We start from the raw sequence: 2,108 nt of genomic DNA, 5'->3' as shown, positions 1-2,108 counted from the left end.
TCCATCACATCAGCATAAGTCTGAAACGGTCCAGTTTTTCCATCGGAAGCGGTTAGGTCTTTCACCAAAGCCGCCTTATCTTTAGCAACCCTGATTCTATTTCCAGCCATTGTCTTGGTGTCTACTTCTAATACATTTTATGCACAAGCCTAATCCCAAAAAGCGTAAAGTGCGGTAATCTATTTATTATACCATATAGCAGTTTTCAATTTGGTAAGGTACAGACTCCCTGGTTTTAGGCAACAGGGAACATTTAACAGGGAATAGAGAAGAGGGAACAGGGAAAAAAACCTGTGTACCTCATTAGGCTAGAAACCGCTAAATTTACCCCTTAAAACTCCCTTAGCTAGCCATAAGCCAGGCTTTTACCAACCATGAAAGCCAGTAAATTGTAAAGAAAACTAAACATGAAGAAACGTAAACGAATAGCCTCTTTAGGGCTCCGAAATGAATTGTGATAATTTTTGTTCCCTGTTCCCTATTCCCTGTTCCCTATTCCCAGATCCGCTGTTCCCTTTGCTATTAGAGATCTATTACTTGGTGTTTCATAGATTAACGTAATTTTGAATTGAATGATGAAGACTTGTAAGCAACTAGTTTATTTGAGTGCGATCGCAATCCTACTTTTACTGACTAACCTATCCTGTTCATCCCCTGGCCGACCGGACCCCCTGAAAACCAGCGATCGTGCAAAGGTAGTCGTGAAAACGATTCAGGAGGCAAACACTGGCATTTCCAAGCAAGATCGAGAAACTAAATATTGCAAAATGGCTTGTTCTAAATTTGTCTTCTACCGTGGCACTAACCAACTATTTTGGAAAGATTTTGCTGGGGATAGCCGCCTCAAGGATTTTGGAAATGCCAAAACCAAGATTTGGTTATCAGGAGATATGCATGCCGAGAACTTTGGGGCATATGATAATAATCGAGGGGAAATCGTTTACTCACTCGATGACTTTGATGATGGGATTATTGCCGATTACCAATATGATGTCTGGCGCATGGCAGCTAGTTTAGCATTGGTCGGTCGTCAGAATGGTTTGTCTGCTGAGGAACAGAACAACGGGATTGATGCCTTTAGTGAGTCCTATCTTGATACTATGGCCTCCTATCGGGGTAATGATCGTGAACTGGAGACTTACTTCACTAAAGACAATACCTATGGGAAGTTGGATGACTTCCTAGAAGGAGTCGAAGCCAACGAAAGCCGCCAAAAAATGTTGAAAAAATGGACAGAACTGGATGGAAATCAGCGTCGCTTCAATCTATCTAAGGTTAAGTTAGGCAAACCTACTGCTTCCGAGCGACAGGATATTGAGAATGCGATCGCAGATTATAAGAAAACGTTGACAAAAAAGTTTAAATATGATAACAACTACTTCCGAGCCAAAGATATTGCGCAACGTTTACTGGCTGGCACTGGTTCCTTAGGAATACCACGCTATTATGTCCTGATTGAAGGCGAGACGTCTTCCCAGGATGATGACCGGATCTTGGACATTAAATTCCAATCTTCCCCTACTGCCTATGATTACCTGAGTCAGGAGGAACGGGAAAACTATGATAAAAATTTTAACAATGAGGGTCAACGTCATGCTTTAGCCTATCGAGCCTTAACCAAGCACACCGATAATCACCTGGGCTGGATGAAACTAGGGGATGGGTATTACTCAGTGCGAGAGCGATCGCCATTTAAAGAAACCTTTGATATCACTGAGCTAACTAAAGAGAAACGCTTTGTTAAGCTAGCTGAACAATGGGGTGAAGTGTTGGCAACAGCTCACGCACGAGCTGACAAAGATTTTGATGCCACCTTAGTGCCTTATTCCATAGACAAACAGGTGGATAAGTTGACTGACGGTCGCCACAAGGAGTTTCGGCAATTGGTAAGGGAAGTGGCTTTAACTTATGCTGATCAAGTTGAGAAGGACTATGGTTACTTTCTCGAAAAGCTGAAACCCAATAGCTGCTCTAGCGGCAGTTGTGACTAATCGTTTTAGTTTAATTGGCTTTGGTAAAATATAATGCGTTGATATGGCACAGGGGGAAGGTTAAATAACAGGATAAGCGGCAAAGGGATGGTCGCGAGCTAGTCCCTATAACCTATA

The 2,108-nt window shown here is 42.4% G+C and carries 2 protein-coding genes; one reads left to right on the top strand and one right to left on the bottom strand.

Annotated features, from left to right (window positions below; all coding sequences use genetic code 11):
* On the bottom strand, positions 1 to 110 hold a 110-nt coding region (locus tag F6K37_RS39435; protein ID WP_502887821.1), incomplete at its 3' end, for a DNA phosphorothioation-associated 4-like protein.
* A 462-nt stretch (positions 111 to 572) separates the two neighbouring features.
* Here F6K37_RS39435 and F6K37_RS39430 point away from each other — a divergent pair.
* Positions 573 to 1,991: a DUF2252 domain-containing protein gene (locus tag F6K37_RS39430; RefSeq protein ID WP_287256698.1), complete on the top strand. Its 1,419-nt coding sequence runs from the start codon at positions 573 to 575 to the stop codon at positions 1,989 to 1,991.
* Positions 1,992 to 2,108: the final 117 nt, after the last annotated feature.

This window comes from Moorena sp. SIO4E2 (assembly GCF_010671945.1).
In the GTDB taxonomy this organism is placed as follows: Bacteria; Cyanobacteriota; Cyanobacteriia; order Cyanobacteriales; family Coleofasciculaceae; genus Moorena; species Moorena producens.
This window is presented reverse-complemented; position numbering and strand designations above follow the sequence as displayed.

What these genes read in the sequence shown, in the direction of transcription:
- F6K37_RS39430 (WP_287256698.1), top strand. Translation starts at nt 573, where the DNA reads ATGATGAAGACTTGTAAGCAACTAGTTTATTTGAGTGCGATCGCAATC.